This is a genomic window from Streptomyces sp. A 4/2 (genome assembly GCF_940670765.1).
Classification (GTDB): Bacteria; Actinomycetota; Actinomycetes; order Streptomycetales; family Streptomycetaceae; genus Streptomyces.
In genome coordinates this window covers 169,621-186,043 of sequence record NZ_CALNVW010000039.1, presented here as the reverse complement: position 1 = coordinate 186,043, position 16,423 = coordinate 169,621, and the positions used below count along the sequence as shown (strand labels likewise).

Here is a 16,423-nt window from a genome sequence, read left to right as displayed (position 1 = left end):
GGGGGGGGGGGGGCGGGGGGGGGGGGGGGGGGGGGGCGCTGTGCTCCACCGGCCGCCCGCCGCATCTCCGTTCAGGAGGCAGGAGGCGGCGTGGGGCCGCCGTCGTCCTTGTGCGAGAGGCGGTCCAGGGCCTCCTTGGCCTTGCCCGTGCCCGACTCGATCTTGTCGCTGTACTTGCCCTTGGTCTTGGAGTCGACCGTCTGAGCGGCCTTGTCCAGCCCCTGCCCGATCTTGTCCCCGTGCTGCTGCGCGAGGTCCGAGACCTTGTCCTTGGCGGGCGCGAGTTTGGCTTTCAGGTTGTCCAGGAATCCCATGGTGGGCCTACTTCCCTCTTGTGGGCGACCTACTTGCGAACGCCCTCACCGGCTTCGTTGTCGGCTGCCGCAGCGGCAGACTGCTGCCGGGGAATCTCGACCTCCCCGGCAGAGCGGACCGCGGCGCCCTCCGCCGGTTCACCCACCTGAGGCTCCCCGGTCTCGCCCTCCGGCGTGGGCTCCGCCGTCGGGGCAATGGCCTCAGTCTCCCCGGCAAGCTCCTCGGCAGCGACTTTCGACTTTCGGCGAAACACTGAAAAAATACCCATATTCACTCCATAACGTACTCGTCTGAGCGGTATTCCGCGCCGTCCGGAGCGCCTGAGTGCGCCGCCCGGGGCGCCGGTCCGCGAACCGGCAGTCGGAACCTCGGAACCGGAACCGGAACCTCGCAACAGGAAACGAACCCGGCCAGCCGTCTGTCACGTAACTCATTCGGGGACAGGGCCGGGGGTTTGCGAGACTGAGGGGGTGAGAAGTGCAGCTCCCGCAGCGCGGGTCATCGCCGTCGTCGGTCCCACCGCGGCCGGAAAGTCCGACCTGGGCGTCTTTCTCGCCCGGCATTTCGACGGCGAGGTCGTCAACGCCGACTCCATGCAGCTCTACCGGGGGATGGATATCGGGACAGCCAAACTGACGCTGGAAGAGCGCGGCGGCGTCCCGCACCACCTCCTCGACATCTGGAGCGTGACCGAGGCGGCCAGCGTCGCCGAGTACCAGCGGCTGGCCCGCGCGGAGATCGACCGGCTCCTCGCCGCGGGCCGCACCCCGGTTCTGGTGGGTGGCTCCGGGCTGTATGTCCGAGGGGCCATCGACGCCCTGGAGTTCCCCGGCACCGACCCGGACGTACGGGCGCGGCTGGAGGCGGAACTGGAGCAGCACGGACCTGGCGCGCTGCACGTCCGGCTGGCCGCCGCCGACCCGGAGGCCGCCGTGGCGATCCTGCCGAGCAACGGCCGCCGTATCGTCCGGGCGCTGGAAGTGATCGAGATCACCGGCAAGCCCTTCACCGCCAACCTTCCCGGACCCGATCCGGTCTACGACACCGTGCAGATCGGCGTCGATGTCGCCCGTCCGGAGCTGGACGAGCGCATCGCCCTGCGCGTCGACCGGATGTGGGAGGCCGGGCTGGTGGACGAGGTGCGCACGCTGGAGGCTCAGGGCCTCCGTACGGGGCGTACGGCGTCGCGCGCGCTCGGGTACCAGCAGGTGCTCGCGGCCCTCGCGGGGGAGTGCACCGAGGAGGAAGCGCGCACCGAGACCGTACGCGCCACCAAGCGCTTCGCGCGCCGTCAGGATTCATGGTTCCGCCGTGATCCACGGGTGCAGTGGCTCAGCGGGGCCGCCGCGGACCGCTCGGAACTTCCGCGGCGCGCCCTGGCGTTGGTCGAACGGGCGGTCACAGCCTGATCACGTGACGAGAGATCGATTGCGTAGCGGGAAGCACTCCCTGGGCTTTATCGAAGCAGGCCAGAGAGTGTTCTGACGGGAGAGCTGCTGTGATGCCTGCGGGTAGGGCAGCGGGCCAGCCTGCTGATTCCTTCGGAAATCTTCGTGCCGTTGGGGACGTTCGCCTGCGCTATCAATGCCGGGGGCGTGGCGCCGCGGGTGAACGTGCAGAACGGGTAGAGCTTCAGGACTGCGTCCGCGTCGGTGTCCCTGACGAGCTTCGCGACCTGGGCGCAATAGCCGCCGATCAAGCATCTCGAGCGTTCTGATCGTTCGGGTTCCTCCTGTCCTGGGCCGTCTTCGCCGCCGTCCTGCTCGTCTTGCATTCCGGGGTCGTGGCGGAAGGCCGCCATGTCGCACGTCCGCCGGGCACTGGTCATTGCTGCGTGTCTGTTCCTGCTGCGAGGTTTCCAGGACGGGCCCGCGACCGAGCCCGGTAACGGAACCCGAAGGAGCGATATGAGACGACGGCGACCCCGCTCACTCATCATCATCGGCACCGCGGTGATGGCCGCTGCGGCCCTCGGCATCGGGCAGCCGACCATCGCCGCCGCGGCACCGCACGGTCCAGGTGCCGACGGTCCGGCGACCAGCGGCCCTCCGGTGCCCTTCTCCGCGGCGTCGCCCGCTGACAGCGATCTGTATCAGCCACCCACGGACGACAAGGGTTTCAAGCCGCTGGATGCCACGGCGCCCGCCGGCCGGAGTTCGGAGAAGCTCGGCGCCCACGACACCCAGGTGCTGCAGCAGGCGCAGGCCACCAAGGCCAAGACCGTGACGGTGATGCTGCTCGCGGACTCCGGCAACACCAAGGAGGTGTCCGCCGCCGTCGCCAAAGCCGGCGGGACAGTCGGCAAGGTCCAGCCGGAGATCGGCTACGTCCGGGCCACCGTTCCGACCGGCAAGGTACAGAGTTTGGCTGCGCTCCCGGTGGTGAAGGCCATCGATCTCGACAAGACCTACCGCGTGCCGAGCCCGCAGTTGGGCAACGCCGTAAGCCCGGTCGATGCCAAGGCCGGCGCCGCTCACCCGGCGGCGCCGAACGCGACCACCCCTGCCGACAATCCGTACCTGCCGGTCAACGACATCGGGGCCACCGATTTTGTCGCGGCAAACCATAAGTCGGATGGACGCGGCATCACCGTCGGGGTGCTCGACACCGGCGTCGACCTCGATCACGCAGCCCTTCAGAAGACCAGCGACGGTCGGCCGAAGGTGGTCGACTGGGTGACGGCCACCGATCCGGTGACGGATGGCGACGGAACCTGGGTGCAGATGAGCAAGGCGGTGACGGGCCCCCGGTTCGACTACGCCGGGGCCACCTGGACGGCCCCGGAAGGAAAGTTCCAACTCGGCCTGTTCTACGAGATGGCCACCACCCAGAGTGATTTCGGTGGCGACCTCAACAACAACGGCAGTACCAACGACCGGTTCGGCGTGCTGTACGACCCGCAGACCCACCAGGTGTGGGTGGACTCCGACGGCGACCACGACTTCACCGATACGCCGGCGATGTCGCCCTACGGCCGGCAACGGCAGATCGGCCATTTCGGCACCGAGGATCCGCAGACCGCCGTCACCGAACGGATTCCGTTCGTCGTGGAATACCGCGACAACGTCGACCTGTCGCCACTGGGCGGCAGCAACGTCGGCAAGGTGATGAACTATGTGAACATCGGGTTGCCGTCGGGGGCGCACGGTTCGCACGTCGCCGGGATCATCGCGGGTACATCTCTGCTCGGCGGCGCGATGCACGGTGTGGCTCCCGGCGCGCAGATCGTCTCGTCCCGGGCCTGCACCTGGGGCGGCGGCTGCACCGAGGCGGCCCTCACCGAAGGGATGATCGACCTGGTCGTCAATCGCGGCGTCGACGTGGTGAACCTCTCGGTCGGCGGGTTGCCGGCGCTCAACGACGGATCCGACGTGATATCCCAGCTGTACAACAAGCTGACCAGCCGCTTCGGCGTGCAGATCGTGGTGGCGGCCGGTAACGAGGGCGCGGGCACCAATACCGTTGGCTCCCCGTCCGTCTCCTCCTCGGTGCTGGCTGTTGCGGCGTCGGTGAGCAAGAAGACCTGGTGGGCCGACTACGGTTCCGCGGTCGATGCACCGCAAGGTCTGTTCGGGTTCTCCTCGCACGGCCCGTCCGAGGACGGCGCGCTCGCACCCGCGGTCAGCGCCCCGGGAGCGGCGGTCTCCTCGATCCCCGGCTGGCTGGAAGGGCAGGCCGTGCCGGAGGCGGGCTACTCCCTGCCGGTCGGCTACGGCATGATGAACGGCACCTCGATGGCAGCACCTCAGGTGACGGGGGCCGCGGCCCTGTTGTTGTCGGCGGCGAAGTCCCGGAACGTCGAAGCCGGTCCGACGGCGCTCCGCTCCGTGCTCACCGGAACGGCGACGCCGATCGACGGTGTGCCGACCACTGCCCAGGGTGCCGGACTGGTCAACATTCCGGCAGCCTGGAAGATGCTTTCGAAGGGCGTGCGGACCAACAACTTCGACGTCTCCGCCCCGGTGTGCACGGCGCTGTCAGGCAATCTGGCCACGCCGAACAGGGGCGCCGGGATCTACAACCGGTGCCTGCCCGGGTCGGGTGGCCAGCCGGTCGGGACCGATAAGTCGTACCGGGTGACGGTGACGAGGACCAACGGGAAGGCAGGGCACACCACGAGCCGGATCGGCTGGGTCGGCAACGACGGCACGTTCCGGGCACCGAAGACCCTGTCGTCGACTCTCGGCGCCTCGAACACGGTGACGGTGACCGCCACTCCGAAGACGACCGGCGTGCACAGCGCGATCATGACCATCGATGATCCGACCACGACTGGCATCGACCGGTTCGTAGCGGTGACGGTGTTGGCGGCGAAACCGCTGAGCGGCCCGACGTACCAGGTCAGGAAGGCCGGAACCTTGGGCCGCACCGGAACGACCTCGTTCCTGGTTGCGGTGCCGGAAGGTGTCGAGGCCCTGCAACTGAACCTGGCGGGACAGGCCGAGGGCAGCCAGATGCGAGTCCTGCCCGTCGATCCCGACGGGATCCCGGCCGACTCCAACGCCAGCGATCACTGCTACACCGGCTACCCCGACCCGGCCGGATGCGATCCGAAGTCCAGGGCCGTGCTGCGACCGAAGGCGGGCATCTGGGAGTTCGTGGTCGAAGCGCGACGGACCTCGAGCGTTGCTCGCAATCCTTTTACGGCAACGGTCGCCCTGCAGGGAATGTCGTTCGCGCCTGACGTGACGACCCTGCAGTCGGCCACCGTGCACCAGAAGGAGTCGGTCCAGTTCACCGGGACGAACACTTGGGGCACGGCGAAGCTCCACGCCACTGACGGTGAGCTCGGGTTCGTCAGGAACCTGTTCTCCACCGTCGCCAACGGACAGCTCACGTCGAATCGTGTCGACGTGCCGCGGCAGTCGACGCGACTGGACGTGGCGCTGACGTCCCGCGCCGACGATGCCGATCTCGACATGTACATCGTCGGTGCCCGCGGCATCGTGGGCACCAGCATGAACATCGGGCCCGGTGTCGAGCGGATCGTCCTGGACGATCCGGCGCCCGGCACCTACTTCGTGGTGGTGACCGGCGCCGACGTCCCATCAGGGCCGGCGACCTTCGACTATCACGAGGAGATGTTCTCCCGCGGTATCGGCACCATAGCTGCCACGTCCGACAAGGCGTCCCTGCTGAGGCCGGGGCAGTCGATGCCGGTGGCCGCCGGCATCGACCTGAGCGCGGTCACCCAGACGACCGAGCCCGTCATCGGCCGGGTCCGAGTTGCGAACGCCGACGGCACGATCGTGGGTGCTGCGACGGTCCGGATCAACAGCGTTGTCGCGCCGAAGATGGAGGCGCTGAAGTGGGAAAAGCCTTTCGTCGGCGCGAAACTCACCAACAACGGCACGGTCGCCGGCGATCGGCAGGTCAACGCGAAGATGACGCCAACCACCTGGACCAAGGACGCGGGTTTCACCGACTTGAACCTCGGCACGGGGGCGTACGGCTCAGCGCTGGACATGAACGAGCGGCAGGAAGCGGCCGGGATGCTCCACTACAAGGATGGGAGCGACCGTCCAGCAACGTGGGCAGCCGACGGCAATGTGACTGATCTCGGGCTGCCGGAGTGGCGGGAGAAGGCGTACAGCAGCGGATATGCCACCGGCATCAGCGACGGAGGCACCGTCGTCGGGTTCGCGAGCCTTGAGTATCAGGATGAGAACAGTCAGGGACACACCTACGTCGACCCGTTCAGCTGGACCAAGACCGGCGGATTCACCAAACTGGCTCAGCTGTCGGCCAACACCACGGAAACCCAGCCGAGGGCGATCAACGCCCAAGGGGTTGCGGTCGGGTCGTCGCTCACCACCGAAGGTGCGCAACGGGCCGTCAGCTGGAATACCTCGACCGGCAGGGTCACGAATCTCGGTACCCTTTCGGGGCAGTCCAATTCGGTGGCCCTCGGGGTCAACGCGGCCGGCTCGGTGGTCGGCGCCAGCGGGGACGACGCGTTCGTCTGGACGCCGTCGGCCGGCATGAAACGCCTGCCGGACTACGGGTTCAACGCCACGGCGGAGAAGATCACCAGCGACGGCTGGATCCTCGGTACGGTGGAGCTGCAGCCCGATTTCGAGGTCGCGGCACTGTGGGATCCGCAAGGCCGGCTGTGGGATCTGTCGTCGATGATTCCCGGCAATGACTGGTTCCTGCCGACCTATTCCTTTGGCATCAACGACCAGCACGATCTGATGATCTACGGCGAGGGCGGACCCAAGGGCTCGTCGTCGAGCACCGTTCTGCTGCACATTCCGGATCTGATCGCCAAATAGATCCGAACAGCTCTTCTGCACCAACCGCGACCGTGGCCGGCCCGAGGCGACTCAGAGCCAGCCACGGTCGCGTGCGTACCAGCCGAGAAGGATCCGGGAGTCGGTGCCGGCCATGTCCATCAGATGCCGGACGCGACGCTGAACTGTCCGCAGCCCGACGCCGAGCCGGGTCGCCACCACCCCGTCCGTGTGCCCGGCGAGCAACAAGGCCAACACCTTCCGGTCCATGGGATCGCTCAGGGCGTCCTCGGACGCCGGATACGGCTCGATCCGCCGTCCCGGAGCCTCCCGCAGCTGGATCGAACGCTCCCACAACGACTCGAACAGCGTCGTCAGGGACGTGAGCAGGCCGCCGGGCCGCACCACCACCACGACATCGTGGGACGGACCGCCTTCGTCGAGTTGCACCAGGGCCATCGAATCGTCGGCGATCAGCAACTTGCTCGGCAGCGTCTCGGCCAGTCGGATCTGCTGGCCGCGGTCCAGGGACGCCAGTAGATCCTGCTCGGTCTCCGGTTCATCGAGCAGCGACCGCTCGATGATCACCCGCTCGGCCAACCCGCGGACGGCCAACTCCTTCTCCGAGTCGGTTTCCGCGACACCGACCACTCCGAACGGCGGTTTGGCGAACAATCGCAGCTCTCGTTCGGTGGCGCGCATCAGATGATTGATCCAGCCACCGATGTTCGCGCGTCCGTGGATCACCTCGAGGCCGCGGAACTCTTCCTGTTGACGGATCGACCGATGATGATCGGCGAGTTCGTCCAGCGCCGCGCGGGCCATTCTGGCGTCCCTCTCGCTCTTGGCGACCAGGTCGCCAAGAGTCAGCAAAGGGGAAACCGCGGTGAGCGTGCCGCCGCTGGCGTCGACCAAGCCACGCGAGATGAGTGTCCCGATGGACGCGGTGACGGATTCGACGGTCAGCCCGGTGGCCTCGACGAGTTCATCCGGTTGGATCGCCAGCTGCGCGACGATCGCCCGGTACACAGATTCCGGGGCATCCGTAAGGCCGACGCCGGACAACGACCCGGGTGGGATCTGTATGGCGGGGTCGGTATCCATGATGCTCGACAGTATCGCCCGGGGCTGCCGGACGGTTCTCCGGTGGGCCTGTTCACGCCGGGGGAGTCCGTCCCGCCGGGCCTTCCTCGACTCCGGTCTGCCGCAGGCGGGCCTCGACGGCCGTGTGGAGCTCGGTCAGGCGCGCTCGATGGCGGCGTCCTGGGTGGGGAAGCCGGACTCGTCGGTCTGCTTGCCCCAGGTGTTGCGGAACCGGATCGCGTAGAGGTGCGGGCAGCTCGACGGCCGGCGGCACTCGCAGGGCTCGAAGAAGCTCCCCCTACCCCGCGCAAGCTTGTTCGACATGATGGAGAGGGCCTTTCTTCGGGCCGGTCGCGACCGGTCAATCGGGCGCTGACCTGGGGCTATTGCTGACTCGCTGACCAGCAGCACGCGCCTGACCTGCGTAAACCCTAAAGCGGGGCTATAACAGCCTGATCACGTGATGGCATCGGGACGCTCCGCCCGTCAATGCGGGGTCTGACGGCGTGCCATCATCGATCTGCGATCGACAAGTGGAGTCCGAGTGGGGAGGGCGCGTGGCGATGGAGGCCGGCCCTCGCGACAGAGAACACGGAACCCCGGACGAGGCGGCGCAGCTGAGCCCCGACGGGCCCGATGCGCTGGACATCACCGAAGTGGCCCCCGAGGTCGAGGTCGAGCTGCGCCCCCAGCGGCGGCTCCGGATCTGGCAGATCGCGCCGATCGTGGTGCTCGCCGCCGTCGGATCGCTGATGTTCGCGTTCCCCCTCGCCTTCGAATTCGGTGACGGCGGACCCGTGGTCGCGATGCTGGGGCTGCTGATCAGCTGCTGCGCCGCGGGCTGGGGCATGATGGCCGCCCGGCGCGTCGGCTACGCCTGGCCGGGTCTGCCGGCCAGAGGCTCCGGGGTGCGGCCGGACTGGCGCGTGGTGGGGCTCTACGTGGTCACCTTCTGCGTGGTCGTGGCGCTCGCCGTCGGCCGGGTGGCCCGGCTGCGCTGAACCGGCGCCGTCACCCCGGTCCGTCCTCACCTCGTACGATGGACCCTGTGAGCACCTCGCAGATCGCCTTCCTCAAGGGCCACGGGACCGAGAACGACTTCGTGATCATCCCCGACCCGGACAACGCCGTCGCCCTGCCCGCATCCACGGTCGCCGTCCTGTGCGACCGCAGGGCCGGCATCGGCGGCGACGGTCTGCTGCATGTCGTACGGTCCGCCGCGCATCCCGAGGCGCGAGCGATGGCGGACGAGGCCGAGTGGTTCATGGACTACCGAAACAGCGACGGCTCGATCGCCGAGATGTGCGGCAACGGGACCCGCGTCTTCGCCCACTACCTCCAGCGGGCCGGACTGGTGGCCGACGGAGACCTGGCCGTGGCGACCCGGGGCGGCGTGAAGAAGGTCCACCTCGCGAAGAACGGCGACATCACGGTCTCCATGGGACGTGCCGTACTCCCCGCCGACAGCGCCACCGTCACGGTCGGCGGCCGGAGCTGGCCCGCGCGCAACGTCAACATGGGCAATCCGCACGCCGTCGCCTTCGTCGACGATCTGGTGCATGCCGGAGACCTGCTCTCCGCGCCGCCGGTCAGCCCGGAGTCCGTCTATCCGGACGGCGTCAACGTCGAGTTCGTCGTGGACCGCGGCGCGCGTCACGTGGCCATGCGGGTGCACGAGCGCGGCTCGGGCGAGACGCGCTCCTGCGGTACGGGCGCCTGCGCCGTGGCCGTCGCCGCGGCCCGTAGGGACGGCGTCGATCCGGCGGTCACCGGGGCCCCCGTGACGTACACGGTCGACCTCCCCGGCGGGCGCCTGGTGATCACCGAGCTGCCGGACGGTGAGATCGAGATGACGGGTCCGGCCGTGATCGTCGCCGAAGGCACACTCGACCCCGCGTTCCAGGAAACGGCTCTCTCCTAGGACCTGTTCCGGTCAAGGCCGACCGGACCGGAACATGTTCGCAACGCCGCGGCCCAACACACCAGAAGCGGCCGGGCGGGCTGAACTTTCGAAACACGCCCCGGACTTCGCTCGAATGGGTGATCAGTTTCACGCTGGGCGAGAGCGGGCGGGCACCGCGTGGTGGGCTCGATAGCATCAAGCACCGGCCCGGAACGCGCAATCGCAGCCAGTCCACCGCCGGTCGACACTGCCGGAGGTGCCCATGAGTGCAGAGGCCGCCAGCCCCAACGGTGCGTCCCCGGACTTCCGTCCGGCCGACACCCCGGGCCGTCGGCGCGGGCGGGCCAGGATCGATCTGCGCAGGCTGGGCCGCGCCGCGCTGTTCGGGCCCGCCTCGCGAGGCGGTCTGCCCGACGCCATCGGACACGTCGCCGAAGCCCACCGGGCGCACCACCCCGACGCCGATCTCGCCGTACTGCGCCGGGCGTACGTACTCGCCGAGTCGTCGCACCGCGGCCAGATGCGCAAGAGCGGCGAGCCGTACATCACGCACCCGCTCGCCGTGACCCTGATCCTCGCCGAACTGGGCGCGGAGACCACGACCTTGACCGCTTCCCTGCTCCACGACACCGTCGAGGACACCGAGGTGACGCTCGACCAGGTACGTACGGGATTCGGCGACGAGGTCTGCTATCTCGTCGACGGCGTGACCAAACTGGAGAAGGTCGACTACGGGGCCGCCGCCGAACCCGAAACCTTCCGGAAGATGCTCGTCGCCACCGGCGATGACGTCCGGGTCATGTCGATCAAGCTCGCCGACCGGCTGCACAACATGCGCACCCTGGGTGTGATGCGCCCCGAGAAACAGGCGAGGATCGCCAAGGTCACCCGCGACGTGCTGATCCCGCTCGCGGAACGGCTCGGTGTGCAGGCGCTCAAGACCGAGCTGGAGGACCTGGCCTTCGCGATCCTGCGTCCCGAGGAGTACGAACTCACCCGCGCCCTCATCGCCGCGCAGTCCACCGCGGGGGATCCCCTCGGTGCGATGGCGGACGAGGTCAGACAGGTCCTGCGGGAAGCCGGCATCGCGGCCGAAGTCCTTATCAGACCACGGCACTTCGTCTCCGTTCACCGGATCAGGATCAAGCGCGGGGAGCTGCGCCCCACCGACTTCGGCAGGATCCTGGTGCTCGTCGGCGAGGATGCCGACTGCTATGCGGTACTGGGGGAACTGCACACCTGTTTCACCCCGGTGATCTCGGAGTTCAAGGACTTCATCGCCGCCCCCAAGTTCAACCTCTACCAGTCGTTGCACACGGCGGTCGCCGGCTCCGACGGGGCCGTCGCCGAAGTCCTCATCCGTACGCACCAGATGCACAAGGTCGCGGAGGCCGGGGTCGTCGCCCTGGGCAATCCTTATGCGCCGGCCGACGGCGCCCAGCCCGCCGACGACACCGCGGACGGCGTACGCGCCGACCCCACACGTCCCGGCTGGCTCTCCCGGCTCCTCGAATGGCAGGAGTCCGCCCCCGATCCGGACACGTTCTGGACCACACTGCGGGCGGATCTGGCGCAGGACCGGGAGATCACCGTGTTCCACGCCGAGGGCGGGACGCTGGGGCTGCCGGCCGGCGCCAGTTGCGTGGACGCGGCGTACGCCCGGTACGGCGAGGGGGCGCACTCCTGTATCGGCGCACGGGTCAACGGGCGCCTTGCCACGCTCAGTACGGTGCTCGGCGACGGTGACACCGTCCAGTTGCTGCTCGCCGGTGACGCCGCTTCCGGTCCCTCGCCGGACTGGCTCGGCCATGTGCGTACACCCGGCGCGCGTATCGCGATCACCAGCTGGCTCGCCGAACATCCGGAGGGCGCCGCCGTACCGGCGACGGCGCCCAGGCCGACCGCCTCCGTGACCGGCGGCGCGGTGCGCCGGGCGGCAGCGGGTGCCGTCGTGGACGTGCCGAACACGACGGTGCGGCTGGCCGGTTGCTGCACGCCGGTGCCGCCGGACGCCGTCACCGGCTTCACGGTGCGTGGCGGCGTCGTCACCGTGCACCGCGACGGATGCCCCTCGGTCACCCGGATGCTGGCCCTGGGACGGTCCCCCGTCGCGGTGAACTGGGGTGCAACCGGCGACTGCAGGGTCACCCTGATCGCCGAGGCGTTCGGACGGCCCCGGCTCTTCGCCGATCTCACCGAGGCCATCGCCACCGCCGGTGTCGCGGTGGTCTCGGCCACCGTGGAGCCCCCCACCGAGCAGCGCGTGCGGCACACCTACACCCTGCAACTTCCGGACGCCGCCGGACTTCCCGCCCTGATGCGTTCCATGCGCGACGTGCCCGGCGTGTACGACGTGAGCCGGGCCCAGCATCCGGCCACCGCCTGACCACCCGTTCGGGTGGCCCGGCACGGTCTGACGGGGTGCGTGGTCCCTGCGCTGGTAGCCGTAATTCATGCTGTTCAACTCCCGGCGCCCGCGAGCCGTCATGCTGGCGGCCGCCTCGGCAGCCCTCGTCGCCGCCGCCCTGCCCGCGCCCGTACCCCTCGGTATCGGCGACCCGCTCTTTCCGTATCTGGGCAACCCCGGGTACGACGTCCTCTCGTACGACATCGGTCTCACCTACCCGGGCAGCAACAACAAACCGCTGGAGGCGGTCACCCGTATCGACGCGCGGGCCACCGCGCCGCTGGACCGCGTCAACCTCGACTTCGCCCGCGGCACCGTGCGCTCCGTCGAGGTGAACGGTGCGCGTGCCCGGTTCGCCACGGCGGGCGAGGACCTGGTCGTGACACCGGCCGAGGCGGTACCGGCGGGCGGGCGGCTGCGGATCACCGTGCGGCACACCAGCGATCCGCGCGGTGCGTCGGACAGCGGCTGGGTGCGGACGGCCGACGGACTGGCCATGGCCAACCAGGCGGACGCGGCCCACCGGGTCTTCCCCTGCAACGACCACCCCTCCGACAAGGCGTTCTTCACCTTCCGGGTGACCGCGCCCAAGAAGCTGACCGTCGTCGCCAACGGCCTGCCCGGACCCCGGACCACCCACGGGGCCGACACCACCTGGACCTATCGGACGCGCCACCCCATGGCCACCGAGCTGGCCCAGGTCTCGATCGGCGACTCGGCCGTGATCCACCGGGCGGGGCCGCACGGGCTGCCGGTGCGCGACGTCGTACCGGCGGCGGACCGGCAGAAGCTGGAACCCTGGCTGAAGAAGACGCCGGGCCAACTGGCGTGGCTGGAGTCGAAGGCAGGGCCCTACCCCTTCGAGACGTACGGCGTCCTCATCGCAGACACGGACACCGGCTTCGAGCTGGAGACCCAGACACTGTCGCTCTTCGAGCGGTCGCTGTTCACGCGCTCCTCCTACCCGGAGTGGTACGTCGACTCGGTCATGGTCCATGAGCTGGCCCACCAGTGGTTCGGCGACAGCGTCTCGCCGCACCGCTGGTCCGACCTGTGGCTCAACGAGGGCCATGCCACCTGGTACGAGGCGCTCTACGCGGACGAGCACGACGGCAAGTCGCTGGATGAACGGATGCGCGACGCCTACCGCGATTCCGACGGCTGGCGTGCCTCCGACGGCCCGCCCGCCGCACCCGAGCCGCCCGTACCGGGGCAGAAGATCAGCATCTTCCGCCCCGTCGTCTACGACGGCAGTGCTCTCGTGCTCTACGCACTGCGCAAGGAGATCGGCACCGCAGCCTTCGGGACGCTGGAGCGCACCTGGGCGAGTACGTACCGCGACAGGTCGGCCACCAGCGCCGACTTCGCCGCGCTGGCGTCGCGGATCGCCGGACGGGACCTGTCCGGCTTCTTCCGGAGCTGGCTGTACGCGAAGAAGACCCCGCCGATGCCCGGCCACCCGGACTGGCGGAGCGCGCCGCCGAAGCCGGTGGGCAAGCGATGAAATCCTGGTGACGGCGGTGCCGGACCGTGCCACTATCGACGGGTCGGCGGCGCTGCCGGGCCCGGTGGGACCTTCGGGAATCATCGGCGCCGGTCACGCGTTGTGACTGTTGAACGAAACTTCCATCGGCTTCGACGTAGGGATCCAATGACCTCCTCTTCCTCCACTTCCCAGGACGCGCACGAGCAGGACGCGCAGAGCTTCAACGAAAGCCTTCGGGCCGATGCCCTGATGGAAGAGGACGTCGCCTGGAGCCACAAGATCGACGGGGAGCGGGACGGCGATCAGTACGACCGCTCGGAGCGTGCTGCCCTGCGGCGCGTGGCCGGTCTCTCCACCGAGCTGGAGGACGTCACCGAGGTCGAGTACCGGCAGCTGCGCCTGGAGCGTGTGGTGCTGGTGGGCGTCTGGACCTCAGGGACCGCCCAGGACGCGGACAACTCCCTCGCGGAGCTCGCCGCTCTCGCCGAGACGGCCGGTGCGCTGGTCCTCGACGGAGTCGTCCAGCGCCGCGACAAGCCCGACCCGGCCACCTACATCGGCTCGGGCAAGGCCCAGGAGCTGCGGGACATCGTGCTCGAAACAGGTGCCGACACCGTCGTGTGCGACGGTGAACTCAGCCCTGGCCAGCTGATCCATCTGGAAGATGTCGTCAAGGTCAAGGTCGTCGACCGTACGGCACTGATCCTCGACATCTTCGCCCAGCACGCCAAGTCCCGTGAGGGCAAGGCCCAGGTCGCGCTCGCACAGATGCAGTACATGCTGCCGCGTCTGCGTGGCTGGGGTCAGTCGCTCTCCCGGCAGATGGGTGGTGGCGGTTCGGGGTCGGCGGGCGGCGGAATGGCGACCCGTGGTCCCGGTGAGACCAAGATCGAGACGGACCGGCGACGGATCCGCGAGAAGATGGCGAAGATGCGCCGGGAGATCGCGGAGATGAAGACCGGCCGCGACATCAAGCGGCAGGAGCGCAAGCGCCACAAGGTGCCGTCGGTCGCCATCGCCGGGTACACGAACGCCGGGAAGTCCTCGCTGCTCAACCGCCTCACGGGTGCGGGCGTACTGGTGGAGAACTCCCTGTTCGCCACCCTGGACCCGACGGTCCGCAAGGCCGAGACGCCCAGCGGCAGGCTCTACACCCTGGCGGACACGGTCGGATTCGTCCGGCACCTGCCGCACCACCTCGTCGAGGCGTTCCGCTCCACCATGGAAGAGGTCGGCGAATCCGACCTGATCCTCCATGTCGTGGACGGCTCGCACCCGGCGCCGGAGGAGCAGCTCGCCGCCGTGCGTGAGGTGATCAGGGACGTCGGCGCGACCGACGTGCCGGAGATCGTGGTGGTCAACAAGGCGGACGCGGCCGATCCGCTGGTGCTGCAGCGGCTGCTGCGTATCGAGCGGCACGCCATCGCTGTCTCGGCCCGTTCGGGCCAGGGCATCGCGGAGCTGCTCGCGTTGATCGACGAGCAACTGCCCCGGCCTCAGGTCGAGGTGGAGGTGCTCGTGCCGTACACGCAGGGACAGCTCGTCGCCCGTGCGCACACCGACGGCGAGGTGATCTCCGAGGAGCACACCCCGGAGGGCACGTTGCTGAAGGCGCGGGTGCACGAGGAGCTGGCCGCCGATCTGGCGCCGTACCTTCCGGTCGCGCACTGACGTCGCGGTTCACCGCACCGGACCGAAGGCCCGTCCCCGGCGATTTCCCGGGGGCGGGCCTTCGGTCCGTTCAGCAGCCGTTCAGTGGTCCTCTGCTGCGCTCTACCGGCCGGCGAACCTGGTGCTCATGGCCTTGTAGAGCTGTTCCGCGCCCTGGCCGAGACGCGGCCCCGCGAGCCAGCCCGAAGTGACCGGTCCGATCGAGGTGTTGGAGACCAGCTCCGACTTCCCGTTCTTCCCGGTGATGAACCAGCCGCCGCCGGACGAGCCGCCGGTCATGGTGCATCCGATGCGCCACATCGTCGGTGTGCCGGGGCTGATGGACAGTCGTCCCGGCCGGTCGACGCACTTGTTCATCAGCTGTCCGTCGAACGGCGGAGCCGCCGGGTAGCCCCAGGCGCCCATCGCCGAGATGTCCTTGGCCTCCGGGGCGTTGAAGTCGACAGCCAGCGCATTGCCGACGGTCTCTTCGAGCGACTTGCCGCCGTTCTCCGGCTTCACGTGCAGAAGCGCGTAGTCGTACGGCGCCCCCCGGCCGCCGGTCGGGCCGCCGTCGTTGATCCACGCATTGGAGGTCATGGCCCAGTCGGCCCAGTAGGTGCCGTACGGGGCTATCTCCTGCTGTCGTGCGGTGCGCAGCTGGGCGACCGACCTGCCCTGGTCGTTGTACGACGGAACGAACATGATGTTCCGGTACCAGCCGCCCTTGCCGCCCGCGTGGACACAGTGACCGGCGGTCCACACGAGGTTGGACCTGCCCGGGTTCTTCGGGTCCTTGACGACGGTTCCCGAGCAGACCATGGAACCTTCGGGGGAGTCGAAGAAGACCTTGCCCACGGGCGCCGCGTACCGGTGGTACGGGTGCTTCTCCTCCTGCGCTTTCACCGGCGCGGGTTCCGGGTCGGTGACGTTCTGGTCGCCGGAGATGTCGCGAGCGTCCATCGTCTTCTGCGGATCCTTGGCCTGCTTCATGCGGTCGGGCTTCCACAGGTCTTTGACCACAGGATTGACGAAGTCCTTGGCACTACGCAGCCACTTGTCCTTGTCCCAGTTCTTCCACTCGCCGTTCTGCCATTTTTCCGGGTCGAGGCCGTGCTTCTTCAGGGTGTCGGCCAGATCTGCTGCGGTACCGGCCTTGGCACCGGCGGGCGCGGAAGCGACGGGTTTGTCGGCCGCCGAGCCGGATGCCTTGTCGTCGCCCCCGCCACAGGCGGTCGCCGTCAGCGCCAGGGCCGCGGCGATACCGGTGGCAGTGAGGATCGGACGGATGGATCGCATGGAGTTGTTCCCCCTGGGGGTGTCTGGTCGTTGCTGCCGACGCGCCG

The 16,423-nt window shown here is 68.8% G+C and carries 11 protein-coding genes; 7 read left to right on the top strand and 4 right to left on the bottom strand.

All coding sequences use genetic code 11. The annotated features are described in order from the left end of the window. Positions 1-71 precede the first annotated feature (71 nt). A complete protein-coding gene (locus NBY69_RS28995) occupies positions 72-314 on the bottom strand; it encodes an antitoxin (RefSeq protein ID WP_250304845.1) in 243 nt (80 codons plus the stop codon). Positions 315-785: 471 nt separating this feature from the next. Between NBY69_RS28995 and miaA the strand changes: the two genes are divergently transcribed. Both miaA and NBY69_RS28985 read left to right on the top strand, forming a co-directional pair. Beyond that, positions 786-1,724, top strand: coding sequence for a tRNA (adenosine(37)-N6)-dimethylallyltransferase MiaA (miaA, locus tag NBY69_RS28990; protein ID WP_250304844.1), 939 nt, complete (start codon positions 786-788; stop codon positions 1,722-1,724). Between the two features lie 642 nt (positions 1,725-2,366). Then, entirely contained in the window at positions 2,367-6,590 is a 4,224-nt protein-coding gene (locus NBY69_RS28985) for a S8 family serine peptidase (protein WP_250304843.1), read from the top strand. Positions 6,591-6,641: 51 nt separating this feature from the next. Here NBY69_RS28985 and NBY69_RS28980 read toward each other — a convergent pair whose 3' ends face one another. Next, positions 6,642-7,652: a hypothetical protein gene (locus tag NBY69_RS28980; RefSeq protein WP_250304842.1), complete on the bottom strand. Its 1,011-nt coding sequence runs from the start codon at positions 7,650-7,652 to the stop codon at positions 6,642-6,644. Positions 7,653-7,787: 135 nt separating this feature from the next. Beyond that, positions 7,788-7,955, bottom strand: a complete 168-nt coding sequence (locus NBY69_RS28975; protein WP_250304841.1) for a hypothetical protein — start codon at positions 7,953-7,955, stop codon at positions 7,788-7,790. Positions 7,956-8,194: 239 nt separating this feature from the next. Between NBY69_RS28975 and NBY69_RS28970 the strand changes: the two genes are divergently transcribed. The 5 genes from NBY69_RS28970 to hflX all read left to right on the top strand — a co-directional run bounded on the left by NBY69_RS28970 (position 8,195) and on the right by hflX (position 15,098). Next, entirely contained in the window at positions 8,195-8,632 is a 438-nt protein-coding gene (locus NBY69_RS28970; protein ID WP_250304853.1) for a hypothetical protein, read from the top strand. 47 nt (positions 8,633-8,679) lie between these two features. Beyond that, entirely contained in the window at positions 8,680-9,552 is an 873-nt protein-coding gene (gene dapF, locus NBY69_RS28965; protein ID WP_250304840.1) for a diaminopimelate epimerase, read from the top strand. 244 nt (positions 9,553-9,796) lie between these two features. Further along, entirely contained in the window at positions 9,797-11,920 is a 2,124-nt protein-coding gene (locus NBY69_RS28960; RefSeq protein ID WP_250304839.1) for a bifunctional (p)ppGpp synthetase/guanosine-3',5'-bis(diphosphate) 3'-pyrophosphohydrolase, read from the top strand. Between the two features lie 67 nt (positions 11,921-11,987). Then, positions 11,988-13,445 (top strand): M1 family metallopeptidase, encoded by a 1,458-nt coding sequence (locus tag NBY69_RS28955; protein WP_250304838.1) that lies wholly within the window; start codon positions 11,988-11,990, stop codon positions 13,443-13,445. A gap of 147 nt (positions 13,446-13,592) precedes the next feature. After that, positions 13,593-15,098 (top strand): GTPase HflX, encoded by a 1,506-nt coding sequence (gene hflX / locus NBY69_RS28950; RefSeq protein WP_250304837.1) that lies wholly within the window; start codon positions 13,593-13,595, stop codon positions 15,096-15,098. Between the two features lie 102 nt (positions 15,099-15,200). Here hflX and NBY69_RS28945 read toward each other — a convergent pair whose 3' ends face one another. Further along, a complete protein-coding gene (locus NBY69_RS28945; protein ID WP_250304836.1) occupies positions 15,201-16,376 on the bottom strand; it encodes a serine protease in 1,176 nt (391 codons plus the stop codon). Between the last annotated feature and the right edge of the window lie 47 nt (positions 16,377-16,423).